20 protein-coding genes and 1 pseudogene are annotated in these 23,010 nt (G+C 65.3%); 7 read left to right on the top strand and 14 right to left on the bottom strand.

Translation table 11 applies throughout. The features are described from left to right. Nucleotide 1: 1 nt before the first annotated feature. The gene (gene rhaI, locus ACFVYC_RS10150; RefSeq protein WP_387549493.1) at nucleotides 2–1,168 is read right to left on the bottom strand and encodes an L-rhamnose isomerase; all 1,167 of its coding nucleotides are present in this window, start codon (nucleotides 1,166–1,168) and stop codon (nucleotides 2–4) included. A 106-nt stretch (nucleotides 1,169–1,274) separates the two neighbouring features. Beyond that, entirely contained in the window at nucleotides 1,275–1,622 is a 348-nt protein-coding gene (locus ACFVYC_RS10145; RefSeq protein WP_387549491.1) for an L-rhamnose mutarotase, read from the bottom strand. Between the two features lie 150 nt (nucleotides 1,623–1,772). Here ACFVYC_RS10145 and ACFVYC_RS10140 point away from each other — a divergent pair, with 150 nt between their 5' ends. After that, entirely contained in the window at nucleotides 1,773–2,795 is a 1,023-nt protein-coding gene (locus ACFVYC_RS10140; protein ID WP_387549490.1) for a LacI family DNA-binding transcriptional regulator, read from the top strand. A 21-nt stretch (nucleotides 2,796–2,816) separates the two neighbouring features. On the opposite strand, the gene ACFVYC_RS10135 is transcribed toward ACFVYC_RS10140, so the two are convergent. Next, nucleotides 2,817–3,191 (bottom strand): STAS/SEC14 domain-containing protein, encoded by a 375-nt coding sequence (locus tag ACFVYC_RS10135; RefSeq protein WP_387549488.1) that lies wholly within the window; start codon nucleotides 3,189–3,191, stop codon nucleotides 2,817–2,819. Between the two features lie 133 nt (nucleotides 3,192–3,324). On the opposite strand from ACFVYC_RS10135, the gene ACFVYC_RS10130 reads away from it, so the two are divergent. Both ACFVYC_RS10130 and ACFVYC_RS10125 read left to right on the top strand, forming a co-directional pair. Next, complete coding sequence (locus ACFVYC_RS10130; protein ID WP_387549486.1) at nucleotides 3,325–3,939, top strand: thymidylate kinase; 615 nt, start codon at nucleotides 3,325–3,327, stop codon at nucleotides 3,937–3,939. A 78-nt stretch (nucleotides 3,940–4,017) separates the two neighbouring features. Beyond that, nucleotides 4,018–4,227: a hypothetical protein gene (locus tag ACFVYC_RS10125; protein ID WP_387549484.1), complete on the top strand. Its 210-nt coding sequence runs from the start codon at nucleotides 4,018–4,020 to the stop codon at nucleotides 4,225–4,227. Nucleotides 4,228–4,240: 13 nt separating this feature from the next. Here the strand turns inward: ACFVYC_RS10125 and ACFVYC_RS10120 are convergent, their stop codons facing one another. The 6 genes from ACFVYC_RS10120 to ACFVYC_RS10095 all read right to left on the bottom strand — a co-directional run bounded on the left by ACFVYC_RS10120 (nucleotide 4,241) and on the right by ACFVYC_RS10095 (nucleotide 9,984). Further along, nucleotides 4,241–4,897, bottom strand: a complete 657-nt coding sequence (locus tag ACFVYC_RS10120) for a DUF1961 family protein (RefSeq protein WP_387549482.1) — start codon at nucleotides 4,895–4,897, stop codon at nucleotides 4,241–4,243. A 15-nt stretch (nucleotides 4,898–4,912) separates the two neighbouring features. Next, nucleotides 4,913–5,659, bottom strand: a complete 747-nt coding sequence (locus tag ACFVYC_RS10115; protein WP_387549480.1) for a rhamnogalacturonan acetylesterase — start codon at nucleotides 5,657–5,659, stop codon at nucleotides 4,913–4,915. Nucleotides 5,660–5,754: 95 nt separating this feature from the next. Next, nucleotides 5,755–6,627, bottom strand: a complete 873-nt coding sequence (locus tag ACFVYC_RS10110; RefSeq protein ID WP_387549478.1) for a carbohydrate ABC transporter permease — start codon at nucleotides 6,625–6,627, stop codon at nucleotides 5,755–5,757. Beyond that, nucleotides 6,627–7,601: an ABC transporter permease gene (locus ACFVYC_RS10105; RefSeq protein WP_387549477.1), complete on the bottom strand. Its 975-nt coding sequence runs from the start codon at nucleotides 7,599–7,601 to the stop codon at nucleotides 6,627–6,629. Before ACFVYC_RS10105 ends, ACFVYC_RS10110 begins: the two co-directional genes overlap by 1 nt. Further along, complete coding sequence (locus ACFVYC_RS10100) at nucleotides 7,602–9,131, bottom strand: extracellular solute-binding protein (RefSeq protein ID WP_387549475.1); 1,530 nt, start codon at nucleotides 9,129–9,131, stop codon at nucleotides 7,602–7,604. Between the two features lie 139 nt (nucleotides 9,132–9,270). Continuing rightward, entirely contained in the window at nucleotides 9,271–9,984 is a 714-nt protein-coding gene (locus ACFVYC_RS10095; RefSeq protein WP_387549473.1) for a YesL family protein, read from the bottom strand. Between the two features lie 238 nt (nucleotides 9,985–10,222). Here ACFVYC_RS10095 and ACFVYC_RS10090 point away from each other — a divergent pair, with 238 nt between their 5' ends. Further along, nucleotides 10,223–11,488 (top strand): Gfo/Idh/MocA family protein, encoded by a 1,266-nt coding sequence (locus ACFVYC_RS10090; RefSeq protein WP_387549471.1) that lies wholly within the window; start codon nucleotides 10,223–10,225, stop codon nucleotides 11,486–11,488. Beyond that, nucleotides 11,489–14,845, top strand: a complete 3,357-nt coding sequence (locus ACFVYC_RS10085; protein WP_387549469.1) for a family 78 glycoside hydrolase catalytic domain — start codon at nucleotides 11,489–11,491, stop codon at nucleotides 14,843–14,845. 57 nt (nucleotides 14,846–14,902) lie between these two features. Here ACFVYC_RS10085 and ACFVYC_RS10080 read toward each other — a convergent pair whose 3' ends face one another. From ACFVYC_RS10080 to ACFVYC_RS10060, 5 genes are read right to left on the bottom strand one after another with little or no spacing between them, the layout of a single operon-like run. Beyond that, complete coding sequence (locus ACFVYC_RS10080) at nucleotides 14,903–16,165, bottom strand: MFS transporter (RefSeq protein ID WP_387549467.1); 1,263 nt, start codon at nucleotides 16,163–16,165, stop codon at nucleotides 14,903–14,905. A gap of 53 nt (nucleotides 16,166–16,218) precedes the next feature. Further along, nucleotides 16,219–16,863: a Poxvirus protein I5 gene (locus tag ACFVYC_RS10075; protein ID WP_387549466.1), complete on the bottom strand. Its 645-nt coding sequence runs from the start codon at nucleotides 16,861–16,863 to the stop codon at nucleotides 16,219–16,221. A 19-nt stretch (nucleotides 16,864–16,882) separates the two neighbouring features. Next, nucleotides 16,883–17,797, bottom strand: coding sequence for a carbohydrate ABC transporter permease (locus tag ACFVYC_RS10070; protein ID WP_387549465.1), 915 nt, complete (start codon nucleotides 17,795–17,797; stop codon nucleotides 16,883–16,885). Further along, the gene (locus ACFVYC_RS10065) at nucleotides 17,794–18,747 is read right to left on the bottom strand and encodes a carbohydrate ABC transporter permease (protein WP_387549463.1); all 954 of its coding nucleotides are present in this window, start codon (nucleotides 18,745–18,747) and stop codon (nucleotides 17,794–17,796) included. Before ACFVYC_RS10065 ends, ACFVYC_RS10070 begins: the two co-directional genes overlap by 4 nt. Nucleotides 18,748–18,774: 27 nt before the next feature. After that, a complete protein-coding gene (locus ACFVYC_RS10060) occupies nucleotides 18,775–20,067 on the bottom strand; it encodes an ABC transporter substrate-binding protein (RefSeq protein WP_387549461.1) in 1,293 nt (430 codons plus the stop codon). Nucleotides 20,068–20,244: 177 nt separating this feature from the next. Here ACFVYC_RS10060 and ACFVYC_RS10055 point away from each other — a divergent pair, with 177 nt between their 5' ends. Then, nucleotides 20,245–22,260, top strand: coding sequence for a beta-galactosidase (locus tag ACFVYC_RS10055; RefSeq protein WP_387549460.1), 2,016 nt, complete (start codon nucleotides 20,245–20,247; stop codon nucleotides 22,258–22,260). A 142-nt stretch (nucleotides 22,261–22,402) separates the two neighbouring features. Further along, nucleotides 22,403–23,010 (top strand): annotated as a pseudogene (locus ACFVYC_RS10050) (HNH endonuclease); the annotation flags it as partial.

Below are 23,010 nucleotides of genomic sequence, written 5' to 3'. Positions count from 1 at the left end.
CTTAGGCGCCCCATCCGGCTTGCTGGCCGCCTGCGCGGTCCTCGTTGATCTTCTTCTGGTAGCCGCTGGCCTTGAACGCGGCCAGCGGGTCCGCGGGCAGGCCGCGGGATTCACGCCACTCGGCCAGGACCGGGCGGACGTCGGTGTAGAAGGCATCGTTGAAGATGCCGTTCGCGGCCAGCACATCGCCGGCGCGCTGAGCCTCGGCCAGGGCTTCGGTGTCGATCAGCAGGGCGCGGGCGGTCATTTCCTGGACGTTCAGGACCGAACGGATCTGGCCCGGGATCTTCTCCTCCAGGTTGTGGCACTGGTCCAGCATCAGGGCCACGCCGGAGTCCTTGCCGAAGCCGCCGCCGCGGATCACCTCATGCATGATGCGGAACAGCTGGAACGGGTCCGCCGCGCCAACAATCAGGTCATCATCGGCGTAGAAGCGCGAGTTGAAGTCGAACGAGCCCAGCTTGCCCAGGCGCAACAGCTGCATCACGATGAACTCGATGTTGGTGCCCGGCGCGTGGTGGCCGGTATCCAGGCAGACAAACGCCTTCTCCCCCAGCGCGAGGGTCTGGGCGTAGGAGGTGCCCCAGTCCGGAACATCGGTGTGGTAGAAAGCCGGCTCGAAGAACTTGTACTCCAGCACCAGCCGCTGTTCAGCACCCAGGGCGGCGTAAATCTCCTGCAGGGACTCGGCCAAGCGGTCCTGGCGGCCGCGGATATCATCCTGGCCCGGATAATTGGTGCCGTCAGCCAGCCAAATCTTCAGGTCCTTGGACCCGGTGGCGTGCATAATCTCGATGCAGTCCAGGTGGTGATCGATCGCGCGGCGGCGGACAGACTCGTTCGAGGACGTCAGCGAACCGAACTTGTACTCATCATCCTGGAAGGTGTTGGAATTGATGGTGCCCAGGCCAACGCCCAGCCCTGCAGCGTACTCCTTCAAAGCGGAGTAGTCATCCACCTTGTCCCAAGGAATGTGCAGCGCAACCGTAGGAGCCAGCCCGGTCAGCTCGTGGACCTTTGCAGCATCCGCGAGCTTTTCCTGCACGGTGCGCGGGGTGCCGGGCGTGCCGAACACCTTGAACCGCGTACCGGAATTTCCATAAGCCCACGAGGGGACCTCGATGGCAAGCTCCTCGAGCCTGCCCAGCGCCGTTGCTACGTCATTCATGATGGTGGTTCTTTCCGGTGTCTTGGTGAGCTGTGGTCTGGTTGGTGCTGATGTGTTCCGGTGCGGCCCCACTGCTGGAGCCCCTGGGTGTGGAATCCTGCGCCTCTCAGCTTGCGGAGGCCTCTGCCGCCGCCAGCTGGCTGTCGAGGTTGAAGACTTCCTCAAGGATCAGGAACCCCTCATCGGGCGCCTGGTCCGTGTTTTCGAAAAGTTTGGCCATCTCGGCCTGCCAACGGGTGTTGACGCCGGCAAGCGCCATGCGTGCCCGGGCTGCGTCAAAATCGTCGCATTCCAGGTACCCGATCAGGAGCCCGTCCTCCCCGAGGAAAAGGGAGTAGTTGTTCCAGCCGGCGTCCTTCAGCGCCCGCAGCATCTCCGGCCACACGGCAGCGTGGCGGCGGCGGTACTCGTCAATCAGCGCCGGCTGGACCGAGGAACGGAAACACACCCTCATTTGGAACTCTCCTGAACTCGCAAATCTTTGAATCGTTTCATTGTTACGATTCAAAGTACTCTTGAACGAGAGCAGGTGTCAAGCATTCCGGGACCTGTTCCTTACCAAGACCGGGAGGCGGATGCGCCCGGCCCAGCAGCACGGAGAATCATGAACCGCTCAGCCAGCATCAAGGACGTCGCCAACCATGCCAGCGTGGCGGTAGGAACTGTTTCGAATGTGCTGAACTACCCGGACAGGGTCTCGCAGCGGACCAAGGAGCGGGTGCTGCGTGCCATCGACGAACTCGGCTTCGTCCGAAATGACGCTGCCCGCCAACTGCGCGCCGGCCACAGCCGCACCATTGGACTGATCGTCCTGGACGTGGGAAACCCGTTCTTCACCTCCGTGGTGCGCGCGGCCGAGGACGCCGCCGCGCTCCAGGGCAGCGCGGTGCTGCTGGGCGACAGCGGGCACGACGCCGGCCGCGAGGCCAACTACATCGATCTGTTCCAGGAGCAGCGCGTCCAGGGGCTGCTCATTTCGCCCGTGGGCGATGTCACCGAGCGCCTGGACCATCTCCGCGAGCGCGGTGTGCCCACCGTGCTGGTGGACCGCCTGGCTGACGAGGACAAGTTCAGCTCAGTTGCCGTTGACGACGACGCCGGCGGGTACCTGGCTGCGCGGCACCTGCTGGACACCGGCCGCCGTCGGCTCGCCTTTGTGGGTGGCTCCACGTCCATCCGCCAGGTGGCGGACCGCCTGCAGGGCGCCCGGCGTGCGGTGAAGGAAGCGCCGGACGCCACCCTGGAGGTACTTCAGTCAGACGGCATGACTGTCCTGGCCGGACGCAGCGTGGGCAACACGCTGGTGGCCCGGGACCGCGGGGATCTGCCGGACGGGATCTTCTGCGCCAACGACCTCCTGGCGCTCGGCGTCATGCAGTCACTCACCATGACGCACACCTTCCGAATTCCGGAGGACATTGCCCTGATCGGCTACGACGACATTGACTTCGCCGTCTCCGCCGTGGTGCCCCTCTCATCCATCCGGCAGCCCACCGAGGCGCTGGGCAGGACGGCCATCGAACTCCTGGCCGAGGAGGTTGAAGCCCAGCATCCCCGGCACCGCGCGGTGATCTTCACCCCCGAGCTGGTGGTTCGGCAGAGTACCGGGGCGCCGTCCGCGAACTAACCGGCCTGGCAGTGCGGCGGGCTAACCGGCCTGCCGCAGCCAGGCCATGGACTCCGGCCTGGAAGTAAAGAAGCGGGTGGGGCACGGCGGGACGTGCACACCCAGGAAAAAGTTGGCCAGGATCCGGTCCACCGGGCTGGAGCCCAGCAGCGCGATCCGGTTCGCCGCACACGGGATCGAGAACACGGAGCGGGCCGCCCTGGTGACGTTCTCGGTAGTGGCCATGTCCACCAGCATGGGAAAAGTCCTGTCCCCAGCTATCTCGTTGACGGCTGCCATAGCCGCCTGGGCGTCCTGCTGTTCTATACGGACTTGCGGCTCCCAGATAAGGTGGATGACGCCGTCGGAACGCAACTCCACGGTGCCCTTGCCACCATCAACCACTACAGGCTCCATACCCAGTCTCCCTCCCAGTGCAGACTCCCCTATTCTGCTCCCACTTTGACCCGGCGGCCGCCCTGACCTGTTGCACAGCCTGCCCACAGGCTTCCCGAACCGCAGGCACAGCGCCCGTCCGTAAGAAAGAGACATGACACAACGCGCGATCAGACCATCCACCCTTATTGTGGTGCTGGGAATCGATGGTGCCGGAAAATCAACTGCAGCAGAGGCAGTGGCCGGGCTGTTGCCCGGCACGCCGGTGCTGGTCCTGGGAAACTACTCCGGGCGGAAAACCATCGCCGCCCTGGCCCAGCGCTTTCGGTTGCCGCTTCCCGGCCAGGTTGCAGACGTCCTTGAAACCACTGTCAGGGTCTTCAGCGTCCTGCTCAACCACCTGCGCGCCGCCCGCTTTGACGGGGTGGTCATCATGGACAGGCACCTGTACTGCCAGTTGGCGTTGCGGAAAGCCCGGGGTATCCGCAGCCGCAGGCTGCTCGAAGCCCTGCTCGGGGTGCTGCCGCAGGCCCAAGCAGTGGTCTACTTCAACATCCCGGCGGAGCAGGCGCACGAACGGATTGCCCTCAGGGGCGAGGACCAGGAAACCCTCGAGGACCTCCAGCGGTTCCACAAGGCCTACACCGAGCTGCCCTGGTACCCCGGCTTCGCTGTCATCGACGCAAGCGGCACCACCGAAAACAGCGCGCTGCAGCTACAGCAGATCATCACCGCGGCGCTGCCATCTTCAGCGTCCTTACCCCAGTGACGCCGCGCTGGAGAATCTGATCCGCCAAACCCTGCCGCTGCCCTTGTGGGGCAGGGGCAGCAGAAGCAAGGATTGGTTATGGACGACCTGCGGCACACAGCCAGACACCTGCTGCAGCGCAATGATCTTGGCCTGATCGACCTCTGGATCCTCTACTGGAACCATGGCGGGCGTTGCCACCCCTTTGACTTTGATGCCTTCATCCACGAGGTGCTGCCCGTCGAGTGGTTCGACATTGGGGCCCTTCAGTGTGCGGTCCAGGAACTCGCCTTGGAAGCCGCGGCCTGATCGGCCTGCCCTGCTACAGCTTCTCCACCACCAGGTTCCGGTAGGCCGCACGGAGCGGTGCCATCTGCCGGAACCCCACATGGCCTCCGCCCAGCACCTTCTCCGACGGGTCCGTCCAGTCCAGCAGCGGCAACCCGTTGATGGAAAAGGCCACCCGCCGGCCGTCCTTGACCACTTCCATCCGGTAGAAATCAACGGCGTCCTCTGCGGGCGGCAATGGGTCAGCTCCCTGTGCCACGAGCTCGAAACCGGCGCTTTTCCGCAGGTTGCAGGTGCGGAAGGCGCGTTCGGACTGGTATTTGTGCCGGAAATAGGAGACGTGCAGGGCGTCGATGTCGCCGGAGTGGTACTGCGGGTAGTAGCCCGTCCGCGGCGCGAGCCCGGCGGAAAACAGATCCCGCCCGCCGTGCCCGTTCGCTGAAAAGAACACCATGGCCAGCCCGGGTTCCTCCACCGGAAAGAACTCCCAGCTGATCCGGATGCCGTCCGGGAACTGCTCCGGGCACCAGAACGTCCAGTGGGCGTGGTCGCCAAACTCCTCGTGGTCCAGCAAACCGGAAAGTTCCAGCGCGCCGCCAAGGTTTCCCATGCTCAGCGGCCCTTCGGCCACCCAGTCCGCCACGTCCGCGGGACCGCTGAGCGGGTTGCTGTAGAGCACCTTCGTGCCCAAGCCAGCGGCGCCCACCTAGCCGCGTCCCGCCGTCGTACCTGACAACGCGGAGTCACTTTGGGCCCAATATTCGCCATTCTTTGGGCCGGATGTGACCCCGCGTTGCTGGGGACCGAAGCCCAGCGTCTGAAGCTGTGCGGCCACATGCCCCGCCACCAGGGCGGCGCCTTCCTGCGAGAAGTGTGTGTTGTCGGTGAGGCCGCCGGGCCAGAAGGCGTGCGTCCCCGGCCCGAAGTGGCAGAAAAGATCCTTCGAAGCCTCCCTGCCCAGCCGCTGGTACAGCCCGCGGGTCCAGGCGTTCAGGTCGATGACCGGCAGGCCCAGCTCCAGGCCCAGTTCGCGGACCACCTCCGGGTAGTCCTCCAGGCTCTCCTCCAAAACAGCGTCCGACGACGGGCGGTCCAGTAAGTGCCGCCGCTCCACCGGGGTGCACAGGACAGGCAGCGCGCCCAGGGCACGGACGTCGGCCACCATGGTGCGCAGGTTGGCGGCGTAACCCGTCCGTGCCGCGAGGTGCGGCCTTTTCTGGTCGTTGTGGCCGAACTGGATCAGCACCAGGTCGCCGCCGCCCGCCTCCGCCAGCAGCCGGGCCCACAGCCCTTCCTCCCGGAAGGATTCGGTACTGGCCCCGCCCTTGGCGAAGTTGTGCACGGCAGCCCACGTGACGACGTGCGGAGGCAGCTGCGCTCCCCAGCCACTCATGGGGTATTCGTGCGTGGGGCAGTTGGCGACCGTGGAGTCTCCGGCGAGCAGGATTTTCATGATGTGCTTTCTGTTGGATGCACCGTTGACCTATCACTTGTGGTCCCTAAAACGCCGGCTTGGGGACCAGAAGTGACAGCGCAAGCGAGGGTGGGTCAGCCCTTGACGGAGCCGATGAGCATGCCTTTGGCGAAGTGCTTCTGCAGGAACGGGTAGAAGATCAGGATGGGCAGGGTGGCCACCACGATTACCGCGAACTTGATGCCCTGTTCGGGCGGGATGTAGGCGGGGTCCACGTTGCCCGTGCCCAAAAGGTCGGACGCGGCGGTGACCTGGCGCAGGTACATCTGCAGGGTCCACTTGGAGTTGTCACTGAGGTAGAGCAGCGGCGACATAAAGTCGTTCCAGATCCCCACGGCGTAAAACAGGGCGAACGTGGCCAGGACGGGTTTGGACAGCGGGAGCAGGATCCGCCAGAGGATCCCGATCTCGGTGGCGCCGTCCATCTTGGCCGATTCCTCCAGCTCGGCGGGAAGTTCCTGGAAGAAGTTCTTGATGATGATCAGGCTAAACGGGTTGATCGCCGCCGGCAGGATCAGGGCCCAGTAGGAGTTCAGCAGGCCCAGGTCCTTCACCAGAAGGAAGGTGGGGATCATGCCGCCGGAGAACACCATGGCAAAAACCACCAGCGACATGATGACGTTCCGCCCCCGGAGCGTCTTCTTGGCCAGCGGGTAGGCCATGGTGACCGTGAAGGCGAGCTGGACCAGGGTGCCGACGGCCGTAACCAGGACGGTGGTCACCAGCGCCCGGATGAAGGCGGGCGTGGAGAAGATGTACTCGTAGGAGCCCAGGGTGAACTGCTCGGGCCAGACGAAGAACGCCCGCCGGGTGATTTCCGCTTCGTTGGCGAAGGACCCGGCAATCACGTAAATGAACGGCAGCAGGGTGATGATGCCGATCAGTGACAGGAAAACGTAGTTGGCGGCATCGAAGATCCGCCCGCCGGTGGTGTTGTGAATCTTCATTAGAACAGTCCGCTCTGGTTGAAGCGTTTGGCCAGGGCGTTGGTGCCGAAGATCAGCACGATGCCCACCAGGGATTTGAAGAGCCCGACGGCGGTGGAGTAGCTGTAGGCGCCCTGGGTGATGCCCACGAAGTACACGTAAGTGTCAAACACATCGGCCACGGACCGGTTCAGGGCGTTGGTCATCAGGTAGATCTGCTCGAAGCCGGTGTTGAGCATCTGCCCGATCGCCAGGATCAGCATCACGATGATGGTGGACCGGATCCCGGGCAGCGTGATGTGCCAGACCCGGCGGAAGCGGCCGGCGCCGTCTATGATCGCTGCCTCGTACTGGTCCTGGTCCACGGTGGCGAGTGCGGCGAGGAAGATGATGGTGCCCCAGCCGGTGTTCTTCCAGATTTCCTGCAGCACAATCAGGGGCCGGAACCAGTTCGGATCGGACAGGAAGTCGATGTTGGTGCCCAGCACCGAGTTCAGGAACAAAAACAGCGGGCCGAAATCCAGGGCGAAGAGCAGGAAACTCAGCGACGCCACGATGGTCCAGGACAGGAAGTGCGGGATGTACACGAGGGTCTGGACAGTGCGTTTGAGGATGCTCAGGCGCACCTCGTTCAGCAGCAGCGCCAGGACGATGGTGAGCGGAAACGCGATGCCCAGGTTCAGGAACGCCAGGATCAGGGTGTTGCCCAGCAGCCGGGGGAAGTCCGGGTTGGCGAAGAAGTCCTGGAAGTGCTGGAAACCCACCCACGGGCTGGCGTTGACGCCAAGGAACGGGACGTAGTCCTTGAAGGCGATACTGACCCCGTACATGGGTCCGTAGCGGAACACGGCAAAGTACACCACGCCGGGCAGTAGCAGCAGGTACAGCCACTTGTAGTGCGCGAAGTGGACGGAGAACCTGCCCCGCTTCCGGGGAACGGACGCAGGAGGCTGCACCCGTTCCCCGGCTTTGGGGTCAATGACAGGGGCTGTCATTTACTTGGTGTCCTGCCAGAGCTTGTTGATTTCTTCCTTGACCTTGTCGCCGCCGCTGGTGTTCCACAGCTTGATGGCGTCCTTCAGGCCCTGCTCGTCGATCTGGCCGGCGAGGTACTTAATCCGGGCGTCAGCCACGATGTTGTCCAGCTGCGCGCCCTTGGATACATAGGTGGCGGAGACGAAGGGCGCGGCGGGGTTGTAGACGGCGCTCTTGAGATCTTCGGCCATAACCTCGGTGCGCTTGTCGAAGACCTGCTGTTCGTAGTCGGTGGCCTGCTTGACCGGGTGGAAGGTGTTTCCGGCAACGTTCATGCCCAGCTGGGCGTAGCTCTTGATGTCCGTGTTGACTGCTTTGGCTTCTTCGGTCTCCGGCTTGATGGTGGCGGCTTTGCCGTCCTCCAGGGTGAAGTTCACGCCTTCGATTCCGTTGTTCATCAGCACGGCCACGTCTTTGCCGTTCATGGTGTTCAGGAACTCCAGTACGGTCTTCAGTTCAGCTTCGGTGCGGACGCTGGACTTGGGGATGGCCAGGAAGCCGGAGTAGCCGTCGGTGGGGTGGGCGTTCAGCTTGCCGTCCGGTCCTTCGAGGTTGCCTACGAAACCCACCTTGTTGTCGAAGCTGGCCGGATCTGCCTGCTTGAACAGGTTGATGAGGACGCTGACCCGGGAGTCGACATCGACAATGATGCCGCCCTTGCCGTTGAAGAACGGTTCGTTCCACTTGGTGCCGTCGAAGGTGGCGAAGTCCGGGTTGATGAGCTTTTCGTCCACCATCTTCTTGACGAAGCGGTTGGCTTCGAGGAATTCCTCGGTCTCGAAGCTCGGGATCAGCTTTCCGTCTTTTTCGGTCCAGCGGTTGCCGGCGCCGTACCAGGTCTCGATGAAGTCGTACGGGCTGTTGGTTCCGAGTGCGCCCCACTTGGGGATGGTGATGCCCCAGGTATCGTTCTGGCCGTTGCCGTCCGGGTCCTTTTCGGTGAATGCCTTGGCAACCTCGTACAGGTCCTCGGTGGTCTTGGGCGCCTCGAGTCCCAGCTTGTCCAGCCAGTCCTGGCGGAACATCACGGCGGCCCGCATGGGGGCGCGGCCGCGGTACACGCCGTAGACCTTGCCGTTGATGCTTGCGTTCTGCTGGATGTCCGGGAAGGTGGTCTTCAGGTTCGGATACTCAGCCAGCTTGTCCGTCAGGTCCCAGAACGCACCGGCTTCGGCATTCTTGACGAAGCCTGGCGTTTTGCCCTGGATGACCATCACGTGCGGGATTTCCGAGGAGGCCAGCGTGATATTGGTTTTGTCCTCGTATGAGGCGTTGGGAGCCCAGGTGATGTTGACGTCCTTGCCCGTCAGTTCCTCGAGCTTCTTCTGGACGGCGCCGTCCGCGGACGGCGGCTGCGCCTCGAGGAAAGGAGCCATGATGTTTACCGTCGTGATATCTGCGGACTGTGTTTCACCCCCGCCGCATGCCGTGAGGGTAAGGGCCGTCGCGGTGACGACGGCGGCGGCCAGGGAGATTTTCCTGCGGATCATTTGGTTCCTTTTCCACTTCTTCGGGGTTGGTTTCTCTGCGTCCAGGCAGCGTTGAGCCCGGGCAGCAGCAGGTCAGTTCTTGTTGGGTTGAGCAGGTGGGCATCCTGCGGTTCAGCCGCCTTTGAGTGCGGCCGGGGCGTCAGCCGTTCGCGGTTTCAAGTGCGCCGTGCAGCGGACGGCCGGTGCCGGCGGGTCTGCTGCCGGGGAGGGCAGAAGTCTGTTGTTGCTCCGCCAGCGCGGCCATGGCGTCATCGTTGGCAGTAAAGAAGCGGTCGCACAGCCAGCCGGTGAGGAAGAGCCAGGCTCCGATGCTGAAGAACGGGATCAGGCCCGGCACTGCACCGCTGGCGTACACCGCGGCTGCGGACACGAACAGCAGGATAACGGTGCCTGCGAGCTGCCGAAGGGCGAAGCGTGACGCCATCAGGAAGTACTGGGCCAGGGGAAGGCGGTACCTGGCGAACATGGGAAACAGGTAGCACACGGTGCCGGCCACAAAGATGGCTCCGACAAAGGTGGCCGCAGCAGCCAGCTGGGAGAGCAGGTCGCCCCTGCCGGCAAAGTAGTTCCAGTTCATGGCGAGGGCCACGGCCACTCCCATGATGGGCAAAGCCAGTGCATTGCCCAGGACGAAGTTGCGGAAGTACTCACGGGCAAAACCGGGCAGCAGGCGGGCAGTATCGCCGGTGGCCCTCTTTCGGACCAGGACCTGCGCGGCCGCGGTGGCTGGTCCCGCACCCAGGACGCCGAGGCCCAGGAGGGTGAAGGCGAGCCACAGCATGTTCAGGCAGGCGATCCACAGCAGGGTGTCAAAGAACGAGTATGCGCGGGCGCTCCATGACGACGTGGACATGGCACGGCTCCCTTCGGTTCTCCATCGTTGCAGAAACGGGACTTCAGTGGTCCCCGTCACGTAAGTAATCGGTTTCTCGAAATCTAGACCCCGTCCCGAGGGTAGGTCAAGCCATTTTTTGAATCGTTACATAACTGGACGCCGGGGACTGCGGTGGCGCACACTGAGAAGCGGAAAGCGCTTGCCCTCCTCGGCGGGCCGAGGAATACCCTGCCCTGTCCGGGCGGAATGGAGCACCATGGGAACGCCAGCCGGCACCGTCGCCGGGGCCCAGCCCCGAGACTCAAGCAACCCCGCACCTGCCGCCGCCCAGGCTGCCGCCCAGCCTCTCATGGAGCGCACCGAAGCGCCTGCAGCAAGGGTGGCGCTGGTAGGTGTCCACGGCTTCGGCACCCACCACCTGCGGAACCTGGAACGCCTGCAGGCCGCCAGCGTCGTACGCCTTGTTGCCGTTGCAGACCCCAATCCCCCGGCTCCCGGCTCAGTCCCGGCAACAGCCGCTGTCTTTCCGGGGCTGGCCGAACTGCTCGCCGAGACCAGCGGGCTGGATCTGATTATTGTCGCCACCCCCATCCAGACCCATGCCCCGCTGGGCCTGGCAGCACTGGCCACCGCCGCCGACCTTTACCTGGAAAAGCCGCCGGTCGCATCGCTCGCGGACTTCACCCGGCTTGGCGAAGCAGCGGCAGCCAACGGCCGGAGTGTCCAGATCGGCTTCCAGAGCCTGGGTTCCCACGCGCTGAAGGCCATCGAAAAGCTCCTCGCGGACGGAACCATCGGCACCTTGCAGGGCATCTCCGCCACCGGCCGCTGGGTCCGGGACCGGGCCTACTACAAGCGGTCCCGCTGGGCGGGCAAACGCACCATCGATGGCGTCGATGTTGTTGACGGCGTTGCCACCAACCCCCTGGCCCATGCGGTGGCAACAGCGCTGAGGATTGCCGGGGCACGTACCACGGCTGATATCGCATCCCTGGAAACCGAGCTGTACCGGGCCAACAGCATCGAGTCCGACGACACCTCGGTGATCCGGATCCGGACCAGCTCGGGGCTGCCCATCACGTGTGCCCTGACACTCTGTGCCAGCGAATCCGTGGAACCCTACGTGACCCTGCAGGGTTCCAAGGGCACTGCCATTTTCCACTACACCGAGGACCGCCTCACGGTGGAAACCGCCGCCGGCCGTTCTGAGGAAGCCTTCGGGCGGGACGACCTCACGGAGAACCTCCTGGACCACCGGACCGGCGGGGCTCCGCTCATCAGCCCGCTCCTGGACAGCGGCGCTTTTATGCTCGTCCTGGAAGCCATCCGCACCGCCCCGCTGCCGGCGCCCGTCGCTGAGGCGCACGTCCGCTGGCAGGGCACGGAAGATGCGGCGCACGCAGTGGTCGCCGGCATCGAGGAGGCCCTGGAACGGGCCGCCGGGCAGCATGCCACCTTCAGCGAACTCGGACTCCCCTGGGCCACCTCTGCCCCTCACGTCTTCAACCTGCCGGCGTCCTGAATGTCCGTGCACCAGCTGACCGGGCAGCTCTCCACCGTGAGTGTTGAAGGGCAGCTGCAGGCCACCACCCTGCAGACGGACGGCCTCTCCCCCTGTCTCACGGCCGGCCCGCGCCCTTCTTTCAGCTGGCAGCTCGGACAGCCCGAGGACTCGGATCCATTCCGGGCCCGCCAGACCGGCTACGAAATCGTGGTTGAGGACAACGCGGGGCGGCCGCTGTGGAGCTCAGGACGGATTGCTTCCAGCTCCCCCGCCTGTGCAGCCTATGCGGGACCAGCGCTCGACGACGACGCGGACTATGCGTGGCGGGTCCGGGTGTGGGACGCGGCAGGCCTGCCGGGCTCCTGGTCCGCGCCGCAGCAATTCAGCACCGGGCTCTCTGGCGCAGGCTGGGGAGCGGACTGGGTGCACCGCGCGCCGGGCGGCCGCGCTCCGCTGGAGGTCCTGGACTCCTCACTGCGGGTGGCCGGCACGCCCTTCCTGCCGATCCCCTGCCCACCGCTTCGCCATGTCCGGCTCCACGCCCGCGTCCGCCCGGTGATGGGCGCGGCCGGGATCATCCTTCGCAGTTCCGGTCCGGGAACCGGTCTGCTGCTGGAACTCAGTGCCGGCGGCGACGTAGTGCTGCGGCACGCCGCGGCGTGGGAAATTCCCGCGCCGTCCGCCCCCGCCACCGGGATCCTGGCCAGCGCGCAGGCACGCCCGGAGGGCAACTGGCGGGACCTGGACGTGACGGACGACGGCGCAACCATCACCGTTGCCGTGGACGGCGTCGAGCTCCTGGCGTGGAAGGAGCCAGCAGCTCCCGGCGGGCAGGGCCGGCTGGCCCTCCACCAGGGGCCCCGAAGCCAGGCCGAATATGCATCGCTCCGCGTCACTGACACCTCCGGCGGGAACCCCGCTGAGCCGTTCCTTGACCATCAGTTCGATGCCGGCGCGGACCTTGCCGCCGCCTATCTTGCGCACTGGGCCGGCACCACAGCCCACCGGCAGCCGGACGAGTGGACGCTGTTCAGCACCGCCATACGGCTCACCGGAATGGTGTCCCGGGCCCGTGTCTTTCTGGCGGCCAACCATCATGCCCAGGTTTCCCTGGCCGGCACCCATTGCCTCAGCACCACCTCCTTTGGCTATCCCGGCGAGGGATATTACGACGCCGCAGACGTCACGGGCCTCCTCTCCGGGGCTTTTTCGGACGCGACGGCTGCCGGAGCGGCACCGGGGCAGGACATTGAGGTGCCGTTGACCGCGCTGCTGCACTGGTACGGCCCGGGGCAGGGCCGCGCCGCGGGGCTCCCCGGCCTGCTGGTCCGCCTCAGCGTTGACTACACGGACGGACGGCGAGAGGTTTTCGCTTCCGGTCCGGACTGGCTGGCGGCGGAGGCACCCTACCGGCAGTCGGGCTACCGCAATGACGAGGGCGATCCCGTGGAGCACCTGGACGGGCTGGCCGCAGCGGCACTGCCCGCCGTCGAACAGATGCCGCCGGCCCTGAGTTACGGCAGCCACCCCTGCCCCGGGTTTCCCGCCCTGCATCCGCGCCGGACGCAGTTGGCGGAGGAGTTTGTGGCGCCGCAAACGTTCCTGACGGCCGACGACGGGACCCTCGTGGCGGACTTCGGCCAGGTCATTCCCGGCCGGCCCGAGGTGGACTTCCTGGACGGAGTGCCCGGCCGCACCGTGATGATCCGGGCCGGTTACGTCCTGGACTCCGTTGGCAGGGTGGACGCGGGCAAAACGGCGAGCCAGAACACCGACATGTCCTTCCCCTACACCCAGGCGGCGGGCCCGCAGCAGTACCGGGCCACGGTCCACCTGGGCTTCCGGTACCTGGAGCTGCCCGGGGTGGACGCGGCGGACCTGTCCCGGGTTGGCGCCGTGGTGGTCCACGGCCGGCACCCCGGCGAGGGAGGCTTCAGCAGCAGCGATGACACGCTGAACGCCGTGTTCCGGCTGCTGCGGGATTCGGCGCTCTACGGGGTGCAGGAGCAGTTCGTGGACACACCCACGCGGGAGAAGGGCCAGTTCCTTGCCGACGCCGTCAACATCTCCTATGCCACCATGTCCCTTTTCGGCGAGCATGCGTACACCGCCCAGGCACTGCGGGAGTTTGGCTGGTCCGCGGCCCGTTACTGGGCGGACGGCGACGACAAGGGCCGCTACAACGCCGTTTATCCCAACGGCGACGGAAAACGCGACATCCCCGATTTTTCCCTCATGGTCCCGGAGTGGGCCGAGGAGTACTACCGCCGCACCGGAGACCTCGCGTTGATGGCAGACCTGCTGCCGCACCTTCGCGACACGGCGGACTACGCGCTGCGGTACATTTCGGCGGAAGGCCCGACGGCGGGACTGGTCACCCGCTTGGGTGGCGGCTCCGGCCCCTACCTCCACGGCATCGTGGACTGGCCTGCGCCCGGCCGCTTCGGCTACGACATGGACTGCGCCGCCAAGACCACCGTCAACGCCCAGGCGTACTCCGCTCTCATCTCCACCTCCCGGCTCTGCGCCCTGGCCGGGCAGGAGGATTACGCCGTCGGGTATGCCCGGCAGGCGCGCACCCTCGCCGACGCCATCCGCACCCGCCTCCGCGTGGACGGCGTGATGGTGGATGGCCTCCATGGGGACGGGACACCGAGCCCCCACGCGTCGCAGCACGCAACGTCCTTCCCGCTGTCCCTGGGAATTACCGCCGCGGAGCACGCCCATGCTGATGCCCGGCGGATTGCTGCCATGGGCATGCGACAGGGGCCGCTGACGGTGCACCGGCTTGTCCGGGCGCTGCTGGCCCAGGGGCAGACCGATGCTGTCCTGGACCTCCTCACCAACAAGGACCAGCCCGGGTGGGCACGGCTCCTGGACCGCGGCGCCACCTTCACCTGGGAGGCCTGGGACCTGGCCGAGGGCTCGGACTACAGCCAGTCGCATGCCTGGTCGGCCTCCGTGGTCAAGGAAATCCTCGAACACCTGCTCGGCGTCCGCTACGCCTCGGCCGGCGGCCTGGAACTCCTGGTCGAACCGCCGCTATGCCGGCTGGAACATGCCCGTGGAACAGTTCCCGCGGGCAGTGGCAGCGTGGAGGTCAGCTGGAACCGGACCGCCGCCCGGGTGCAGCTGGAGTGCACCGTGCCCGCCGGAGCCACCGCGGTGGTCCGCCTGCCCGCCGGCAGTTACCGGATCCAAGGCCCCACGGCGGAGGCCGCCGTCGAGCCTATCAGTACGGAAAGTGCAGCGACAGCGGGCATGACTCCCGACGGCGGCACGGCCGGCAGGGGGCAAAAGGTGGACTTCCGGATCCACGCCGGCGCCTGGACATTCACGCCGGCGGCGGACCCTTCACCCCTGCAAACCAGGTAGCAGCAAGTATGGTTTGAACCCTCAAAACGACATCCAGTGCTACTCAGTTGGGAGAGGTCAGGCGGGTTGGCTCCTGCGGGAGTTCCGCCACAGCAGGGCACCGATCACCACGGCGGACAGCATGCCAAGCCCGCCGGTGGCCACTAGCCCCAGCCGCACGCCAAACTGCTCCGTCAGCCAGCCGGCCAGCAGCCCGCCGAGGGCGTGGCCTCCCAGCAGCAAGGGAAGGTAGAGGGCCATAACCCGGCCGCGGATCTCCGGGCCGGCCTCCAGCTGCACGGCCGTGGCTGCGCTGGTCAGGAACAGCAGGGTCATCAGGCCCACCACCACCAGCATCACCATGAACAGGATGAGGCTGGGCATGAGGGCCGCAACCAGCTGGGAGAGCCCAAAGAGGCCTGCCGCCAGTACGATCCCCTTCCGGCCCAGGCTCCGCAGGCGGGCGGCGAGCAACGCACCGGCAAGGGCCCCAATGGCACTCACGGTGTTGAACAGGCCGAACCCTTCAACTCCGTTGTGCCACACACGTTCCGCAAAGGCTGCCAGCACCACCGGCCCGTTCATCCCGAACATCCCCAGCAGCCCGGCCAGGGCAATGATCAGCAGCAGGGAAGGCCGGTCCTTGACGTAGCGGAACCCGGCCAGGAGCTGGCCCCGCCCGCGCGCCGCGGGAATACCCGGGTGCAATTCGGCCGGACGGATGGCGGCGATCAGGCACAGCACCAACAGGCCCAGCAGTGAGTTGGCGGCAAACGCTGCGGCCGAGCCGACGTGCGCGATCACTATTCCAGCCAGGGCCGGTCCTGCCATCGCGCCGAGTTGGCCGATCGCGTTGTTGATTCCGATGGCGGGCCTGAGCGCAGCGTCACCCACAACCTCATTGACGAACACTGTCATGGCGGGCTGGTTGATGGCTGAGGTCACGCCGAGGGCCACGCAACTGGCATAAACGGCCCACACGGTGATGGTTCCGCTCGCGGCCCACGCAGCCAAACCCAGGGCGAGGAAAGCAATGACCGACTGGCAGACCAGCATGATGCGGCGCTTTGGAAACATGTCCACCAGCAGGCCGCTGAGTGGGCCAACGATCAGCATCGGAAGGAACTGCAGGGCAACCGCCACCCCCACGGCGGCGGGGCTGCCGGTCAGCTGCAGCACCAGCCAGTCCTGGGCGAGCCGCTGCATCCACACCCCCACGCTGCCGGTGAATACCAGGACCAGGAAGAGCCGGTAGTTGCGCTGTTTCAGGGGCTGGTACCACGCCGGCTGGTTCTTCGGGGAACGGAGGGACTGTTCGGAACGCTGGCGGTCGGAAGACACGTCGGACTCAACTCACATTAGTGACGGGCAGAACCAGGAAAACAGGTGGTGCTTCAGGCGCGGGTGGAGCGAAGTTTGACTGCTGCGGCGGCGAGGATCAGGGTGCCGGGGACCACCACGAAGAGCGCCGCGAGCATCCAGACGAACACCACGGCCCCGAAGAGCGCGGCGGCCAGCAGGAGGGATCCGGTCCAGTCTTTGAGGGAGAGCGCCTGGCCGGTCTCGAGTGCGGAGCGCCAGGCCGCGTTGCCGGTTTTGGCGTCGGCGCCGGTGTGGGCGCCGGCGTAGTCGGACCAGGCGGCGGTGGTGCGCAGGAGCAGGATGGCTCCCGCGGCGGCGAGGATCAGGGTGGCCGGCAGGACCACTTCCCGCCCCGGAAGCTGCCCCACCCAAGCGAGCAAAAGGTTAAGGACAATCACGACGGCGGCTGCCGCCGTCGTGATGCCAAGCTTCCAGCTGCCGGGCAGGGCAGCCTTGAAGGTGCCCCAGAGGCCGCGAACGGAATCGTCGCGGCCGGCGAGGTGCCGTTCCAGGTGGGCGGTCCCCGCCGCATAGGCGGCAGGGATCGTCACCAAAGGGATGGACAGCACCAGCACCAGCACCCCTGCCAGGAGGGTCTCGGAGAACAGCGCGAAGCGGTTCACCGGGACGGGTTCATGGTGGTTGGGGGCGGGTGTGGTGCTGTCCATGATGCTCATTTTCTGTTGTGTTCTTCCGTCAGCCTTTGAGGCCCTGGGTGGAGACGCCTTCGACGATGTAGCGCTGGAAGACCAGGAAGAAGATCAGGACCGGGAGCAGGGCCAGGACGGACATGGCAATCATGGCGCCGTAGTCCGAGCTCTGGGTCTGGTCCACGAAGAGCCGCAGCGCCAGCGGCAGCGGGTACTTGTCCGGGGTGTTCAGGTAGAGCAGCGGGCCCAGGAAGTCGTTCCAGCTCCAGATGAAGGAGAAGATCGAGGTGGAGATCAGCGCCGGTTTCATCAGCGGGAGCATGATGGAGGTGAAGATCCGGACGTGCCCGGCGCCGTCGATCCTTGCCGCCTCATCCAGTTCACCGGGGAGGTTGCGCATGAACTGGACCATCAGGAACACAAAGAACGCGTCGGCGGCGAGGAATTTGCCGATCAACAGCGGCACGTAGGTGTCGATGAGGCCGAGCTGCTGGAACACGATGTACTGCGGGATGATCACCACGTGGAACGGCAGCAGCAGGGTGGCGATCATCATGCCGAAGAAAATGCTACGGCCGGGGAACTTGATCCTGGCGAACGCGTAGGCGGAGACGGACGCGGACAGGATGGTGCCCACCACGGCGCCGATGGCCAGGACCAGCGAGTTGGTGAAGAACTGCAGGGTGGATACCCCGCCGATGCCCTCCATGGCCGTGACGAAGTTGTCCAGGCTGAAGTTGGCCGACCACAGCGAGGTGTTCCCGCCGCCGATCTCGGAGTTCGGCTTGAACGAGGAGGCGATCATCCACAGGCCCGGGTACAGGACCACTGCCGTCAGGGCGAGGGCAACAATGTGGAAGAGGGTGCTCTTCGCCCGCTTGGCCCCGACCGATTCGGACTTGGGGTTGTAGTGGGGCACCTGGGCGTCCATGGTGGACTGGGGGGTTGCTGTGGTTGTCATTTTGCGTCTCCGCTGTAGTGGACCCAGCCTTTGGAGGTCTTGAAGATGACCAGGGTGAGGATGCCCACGACGATCAGGAGCAGCCAAGCCATGGCCGAGGCGTAGCCCATCCGGAAGTCGCTGAAGCCCCGCAGGTAGAGGTAGAGGGTGTAGAAGAGGGTGGAGCCGGCCGGGCCGCCTTCACCGTTGGAGATGATGTAGGCCGAGCTGAAGATCTGGAACGCGTGAATGGTTTCCATCAGCAGGTTGAAGAAGACCACCGGAGAGAGCATGGGCCAGGTGATGTTGAAGAACTTCCGCACCGGGCCGGCACCGTCCATGGACGCCGCCTCGTAAAGGTCTGCCGGGATCTGCTTCAGGCCGGCCAGGAAGATCACCATCGGGGCGCCGAACTGCCAAACCGTCAGCAGGATGAACATCGGCATGGTCATGGACGGGTTGCCCACCCAGCCGCCGAGGTTGATGCCGAAGAGCGACAGGCCCTGGTCCACCGGGCCGGAATCGCCGAACATGGCCTTCCAGACGATCGCGATGGACACTGACGCGCCGATCAGGGAGGGTGCGTAGAACGCGGAGCGGTAGAAACCCTGGCCGCGGCGTGCGCTGTTCAGCAGCATTGCCACCGCCAGGGCGGCGGCGAGCTTGAGCGGGGTACCGAAGACCACGTAGCCCACGGTCACCCCCACCGACTGCAGGAACCGCTCGTCCTGGAACATGGTGGTGTAGTTGTCCAGGCCGATCCACTTGGGCGGATCGAACAGGTTGTAGTTGGTGAAGGACAGGTACAGCGAGGAAATCATCGGACCCAAGGTCAGGATGATGAATCCCAGCAGCCAGGGCAGCAGGAAGGTGTAGCCGGCGCGGGCGTCCCCCCCACGCTGCCGCGACTTGCGCGGCAGCGTGGAGTCGGACTGCGCCGAACGCCTGCTCGTTGTTGGGCTTTGAGTCACGAGTTCAATCCGTCAGTTGGGCCTGAATCAGGCGTTCTGCTTGATGAGGTCTTCGGCTTCCTTGAACCATGCGTCGGCTGCGCCGTCGATGGTCAGCTTGCCGTAGTTCAGGTCGGAGGCAACCCGCTTGAAGGAAGCCTCGAGGGTACCGAAACCCACGATGGGCGGCTCGGGAGCGTCCTTGAGGTACTGCTCGATGGACTTCTCGTAGTCCACCACGAGTTTGTCCGTGCCTTCGAAGGTGGTGCCGTCACGCTGGGTCTTGGAGGCCGGGACGCCGCGGGAGGTCTTGAAAATCTGGCCCACCTCGGGGTCGTTGACCATAAAGTCGATGAAGCGGGCAGCGGCGTCCTTGAACTTGGTCTTGGCACTGGCCACCATCAGCATGGACGGCTTGAGGAACAGGCCCAGGTTGTCAGGGTCGTCAGAGGGGACCGGCACGAGTTTGAGCTCCTTCGCGCCGCTGTCCGCAAGGTAGCCAGCCATGAAGTTGTCCCAGGTGACTTCGGTCGCGGTGACATTGGAACCGAATGGTGACTTGGGGGCAAGCTGGGTGACGCGCTCTTCGGTGATGATGGCGGGGGTGCCGCGCAGGCCAGCGGTGAGGTTCCACCACTTCTTCATGTCGTCTTTGCTGAAACCGAGCTTGCCGTCCTCGGTGAAGGCCTCGATGTTGTTCTGGCGGAGCCAGATGTTGAACATCCACCACACTCCGGTGTAGTCGGTTGAACCGAAGAGTGCGCTGTTGCTCTTGGTGCCCACCTCGGTCAGGAAGTCGTTGAACTCCTTGTAGGTCCACTTTCCGGTCGGCTCGGCAATGCCCAGGGAAGCCAGCTTGGCAGGATCGTAATAGACGGCGAAGGCGTTGGTGCTGGTAGGGATGCCGTAGGTCTTGCCCCTGATCTGGCCCGAGGGCAGGAGGGACTTCTCAAAGGCATCGGTGTTGATGTTGACGGTGCCCAGGTCCAGGAGCTGGTTGCGCTGGCCGTAATCGCGGAGGTAGGAGAGGTCCCACTGCATAACGTCCGGCAGGCCGCCGCCGGCGGCCTCGGTGGCACGCTTCTGCCAGTAGCCTGCGAAGTCGGTGAAGTTGCCGTTGACCTTGATGTCCGGGTTCTTCGACTCAAACAGGGCAATCGCCTTGCGGGTGCGCTCAGCGCGGTCGTCGTTGCCCCACCAGGTGTAGTTGATGGTGACAGGGTTTTCCGCGGAGCCCGTCTCTCCGGCGCTCGTGCCGGAGCCCGTTCCACAGGCCGCCAGTGCTGCGGCAGATGCGGTTCCTACGGCTACGGTGGTGAGGAAATGCCTTCTGTTGATCATGGGAGCCTCCTTGCTCGATGTGTGCAATCCCGTCGCCCAAATCTACAACGTGAGTAGTGAGCTGGCTTACACGGCTTCTGAAACGATACAATATCCGCAATCCCGGAAATGGGCAAGCGTTTTCCAAAGATCTGGTTTTCGGGCCTATTCCATCCTCCAAGCAGACATAGGAGTCCCATGACTTTGCAGGAAACCTCCAGCCCGGCCAGCGTCTGGAACAACATCGAAGGTATCGCCTATGGGGGCGACTATAACCCGGAACAGTGGCCGGTCAGCGTCCGGCTGGAGGATCTGGAACTTATGAAGGAAGCGGGCGTGAGCTTCCTCAGTGTGGGGATTTTCTCCTGGGCGCTGTTGGAACCGGAAGAGGGCAAGTACGATTTCGGCTGGCTGGACGAGGTGATGGACAACCTCGCCGGAATCGGCGTCATGGTTGCCCTGGCCACTGCCACGGCCGCTCCCCCGGCGTGGCTGGTACGCAAGCATCCGGAAATCCTGCCCGTCACGGCGGACGGAACCGTGCTGGGACCGGGCTCCCGGCGGCACTACTCGCCGTCGTCGGCCATTTACCGCCGCTACGCCACCGGCATCACGCGTGTGCTGGCCGAGCGTTACAAAAATCATCCGGCCCTGGCGCTCTGGCACGTGGACAATGAACTGGGCTGCCACGTCTCCGAGTTTTACGGCGAGGAGGACGCTGCGGCTTTCCGGACGTGGCTGGAGCGCCGGTACGGGAACATCGGCGTGCTCAACGCGGCCTGGGGTACGGCATTCTGGTCCCAGAACTACGGCTCGTTCGAGGAGATCCTGCCACCCGCCGTCGCGCCGTCCACCCTGAACCCCGGCCAGCAGCTGGACTTCCAGCGCTTCAATTCCTGGGCGCTCATGGACTACTACCGCGAACTCGTTGCCGTCCTGCGCGAGGTCACACCCGGGGTCCCCTGCACCACCAACCTGATGGCATCCAGCGCCACGAAGTCCATGGACTACTTTGATTGGGCCAAGGACCTGGACGTCATTGCCAACGACCACTACCTCGTGGCCGCCGATCCGGAGCGGCAGATCGAACTCGCGTTCAGCGCGGACCTCACCCGTGGCATTGCGGGAGGTGCCCCTTGGATCCTGATGGAACATTCGACGTCGGCCGTCAACTGGCAGCCGCGCAACCAGCCGAAAATGCCGGGTGAGATGCTGCGCAACTCGCTGGCTCATGTAGCGCGCGGCGCGGACGCCGTGATGTTCTTCCAGTGGCGGCAGAGCTTTGCCGGCTCGGAGAAGTTCCACTCGGCCATGGTGCCGCACGGCGGGCGCGATACCCGCGTGTGGCGCGAGGTGGTGGACCTCGGCTCCGCCCTCAAGCAACTGGCCCCGGTGCGCGGTTCGCGGGTGGAATCGCGTGTTGCCATAGTGTTCGACTACGAGGCCTGGTGGGCAAGCGAAATCGATTCCAAGCCGAGCCAGGACGTGAAGTACCTGGACGTGTTGCGGGCCTTCCACCGGTCCCTGTTCCTGCGGGGGGTGTCCGTGGATATGGTGCATCCGTCGGCCTCGCTTGAAGGTTACGACCTGGTCCTGGTGTGCACCCTCTACTCAGTCACCGATGAGGCCGCCGCGAATGTTTCAGCTGCTGCTTCTGCCGGCGCAACCGTCCTGGTGAGCTACTTCAGCGGGATTGTGGACGGGAAGGACCACGTGCGGCTGGGTGGCTACCCGGGCGCATTCCGCGAGCTGCTGGGCGTGCGCGTCGAGGAATTCCACCCGCTGCTTGCCGGCGGCCAGCTGAAACTGAGCGACGGCGGTGTCTCTTCTACCTGGAGCGAGCACGTCCACCTTGCCGGCGCCGAAGCGGTCCAGACCTTCACGGAGTACCCGCTGGAGGGCGTGCCCTCGCTGACCCGGCGTACCGTGGGCTCCGGCGCGGCGTGGTACCTTGCCACGTTCCCGGACCGGGACGGGATCGAGTCGCTCGTGGACCGGCTGCTGGAGGAGTCCGGCGTTGCGCCCGTTGCAGCGGCCGACCCGGGAGTGGAGCTGACGCGACGGCGTTCCGACGACGGCCGCAGCTTCCTGTTCGCCATCAACCACACCCGTTCTTCCGGCGCTGTCCAGGCATCCGGCGTGGACCTGCTGTCCGGCCAGCGCTTTGACGGGGTTGTGCCAGCCGGCAGTGTTGCGGTGATTGCGGAGGACTGACAGCTCCTTGCAGGCCCCGGCCTCGGGTTCCAGCCCGCGGCCCGGGGCGCGCTTTTTTTCTGCTCTCTCAAGGGCGGACGCAGTTTTCCACATAGCGTTCTTGGCGGGCAGGAATGTCAGTGGTCTTTGGCAGAGTTGTCCTATGGTGGCCATGGGGGATCAGCTTGCGCAGTTCGGCGGTTCGACCGCCGTGCTGACGCGGGCTGGTGGCAGTCCCTCGTGTGATCCTCAGGCGTACGACGACGACGCTGGTCATAGTCTGACCGGTCACCTTCGCGTCATTCCCGGCACGGTCTCCACTGACGCTGCTGGGCCGGACGATGCTGGGACGGATGACGCTGGGCCCCAAGCCCCGGCCACCGTGGCGACCCACGTTGCTGAGCCGCTCGCCCCGGCCACCGTGCCGGGTCCTGACGCGCCGCTGAGCCTGACGGAAATTAATAGGCTGCTGGTTGCTGCCGCCGCTGCCGCGCCCGCGATGCTCGCCGCGGCCGACTATGTCGAGGCCGCCAATTTCGCCGGCACCGTGGAGGAGGCGTCCCGGTCCATGGAGTACCTGCAGGTCCTCGCCGCCGGTACCGTAGACCGCACCCGAAACCAGGCCATTGCCGCCGCGGACGCCGCACGGGCTGGCCGGTCCCGGACGGGCAAGGGCTGGGTCACCGGCTGGGACAACGGCGTGGAAACCCTGAACGAAACAGACGCCGCCTGGCCCGAGGGCCCGGCAGGCAAGGGTTCAGCCACTGACCG

Source organism: Pseudarthrobacter sp. NPDC058329, from assembly GCF_042879835.1.
In the GTDB taxonomy this organism is placed as follows: domain Bacteria; phylum Actinomycetota; class Actinomycetes; order Actinomycetales; family Micrococcaceae; genus Arthrobacter.
This window is presented reverse-complemented; position numbering and strand designations above follow the sequence as displayed.

Excerpts from the sequence above, each read along its gene's own strand:
- rhaI (WP_387549493.1), bottom strand. The coding sequence starts at position 1,168 with ATGAATGACGTAGCAACGGCGCTGGGCAGGCTCGAGGAGCTTGCCATC.
- ACFVYC_RS10145 (WP_387549491.1), bottom strand. The coding sequence starts at position 1,622 with ATGAGGGTGTGTTTCCGTTCCTCGGTCCAGCCGGCGCTGATTGACGAG.
- ACFVYC_RS10140 (WP_387549490.1), top strand. The coding sequence starts at position 1,773 with ATGAACCGCTCAGCCAGCATCAAGGACGTCGCCAACCATGCCAGCGTG.
- ACFVYC_RS10135 (WP_387549488.1), bottom strand. The coding sequence starts at position 3,191 with ATGGAGCCTGTAGTGGTTGATGGTGGCAAGGGCACCGTGGAGTTGCGT.
- ACFVYC_RS10130 (WP_387549486.1), top strand. The coding sequence starts at position 3,325 with ATGACACAACGCGCGATCAGACCATCCACCCTTATTGTGGTGCTGGGA.
- ACFVYC_RS10125 (WP_387549484.1), top strand. The coding sequence starts at position 4,018 with ATGGACGACCTGCGGCACACAGCCAGACACCTGCTGCAGCGCAATGAT.
- ACFVYC_RS10115 (WP_387549480.1), bottom strand. The coding sequence starts at position 5,659 with ATGAAAATCCTGCTCGCCGGAGACTCCACGGTCGCCAACTGCCCCACG.
- ACFVYC_RS10110 (WP_387549478.1), bottom strand. The coding sequence starts at position 6,627 with ATGAAGATTCACAACACCACCGGCGGGCGGATCTTCGATGCCGCCAAC.
- ACFVYC_RS10105 (WP_387549477.1), bottom strand. The coding sequence starts at position 7,601 with ATGACAGCCCCTGTCATTGACCCCAAAGCCGGGGAACGGGTGCAGCCT.
- ACFVYC_RS10100 (WP_387549475.1), bottom strand. The coding sequence starts at position 9,131 with ATGATCCGCAGGAAAATCTCCCTGGCCGCCGCCGTCGTCACCGCGACG.
- ACFVYC_RS10095 (WP_387549473.1), bottom strand. The coding sequence starts at position 9,984 with ATGTCCACGTCGTCATGGAGCGCCCGCGCATACTCGTTCTTTGACACC.
- ACFVYC_RS10090 (WP_387549471.1), top strand. The coding sequence starts at position 10,223 with ATGGGAACGCCAGCCGGCACCGTCGCCGGGGCCCAGCCCCGAGACTCA.
- ACFVYC_RS10085 (WP_387549469.1), top strand. The coding sequence starts at position 11,489 with ATGTCCGTGCACCAGCTGACCGGGCAGCTCTCCACCGTGAGTGTTGAA.
- ACFVYC_RS10075 (WP_387549466.1), bottom strand. The coding sequence starts at position 16,863 with ATGAGCATCATGGACAGCACCACACCCGCCCCCAACCACCATGAACCC.
- ACFVYC_RS10070 (WP_387549465.1), bottom strand. The coding sequence starts at position 17,797 with ATGACAACCACAGCAACCCCCCAGTCCACCATGGACGCCCAGGTGCCC.
- ACFVYC_RS10060 (WP_387549461.1), bottom strand. The coding sequence starts at position 20,067 with ATGATCAACAGAAGGCATTTCCTCACCACCGTAGCCGTAGGAACCGCA.
- ACFVYC_RS10055 (WP_387549460.1), top strand. The coding sequence starts at position 20,245 with ATGACTTTGCAGGAAACCTCCAGCCCGGCCAGCGTCTGGAACAACATC.